Raw genomic sequence first — 513 nt, 5'->3', positions numbered from 1 at the left:
GTTACAGATCTCAAGGATCCGGGCCACATCGTCTTCAGACAGCTTATTTGCCGGTACCGGCCGTTTTGCAGTTAACCGTCTGTCACCTTCGGCAACCCCTTTATTTAACCAACGCTGGAGCGTACGAATTGGCAGCTCAATGGTCTTACAAGCCATCGTCTTGCGAGCTCCGGAGGCAACGGCTTCTTCGACCCATGTGGTTATTTGTTTTCGCTCAGTTAGAGGTGTTAATCGACCTCGTCGTCCTCCCAAAGGGCATTGAACTTTTTTCTCAGCACCAGCAATGCTGCGGTTTCTGCCAACGCTTTCTCTTTCTGCCGAAGTTCTTTCTCAAGTTGCTTGGTCTTGAGGCGCTCAGCTTTTAACTTAGCTTGCGCTTCCTTATCATTGGATTTAGCAGATGCAGTACCATTAATACAAGCTTGACGCCATTGAGCCACTTGTTCTGGATATAGGCCTTTAGAACGGCAATACTCTCCAAGTTCGATTTCGGATAGGCTGGCGGTTTCAACC

At 48.7% G+C, this 513-nt stretch carries 1 pseudogene; it reads right to left on the bottom strand.

Features of this window, described 5'->3' with window-relative positions:
• Positions 1 to 227 precede the first annotated feature (227 nt).
• A pseudogene (locus MD588_RS25935) lies at positions 228 to 513 on the bottom strand (IS3 family transposase); the annotation flags it as partial.

Origin of the sequence: Photobacterium obscurum, from assembly GCF_026191635.1 — a bacterium.
Classification (GTDB): Bacteria; Pseudomonadota; Gammaproteobacteria; order Enterobacterales; family Vibrionaceae; genus Photobacterium; species Photobacterium obscurum.
Note: the sequence above shows the minus strand (reverse complement) of the source record. Positions and strands in the feature narration are given on the sequence as shown.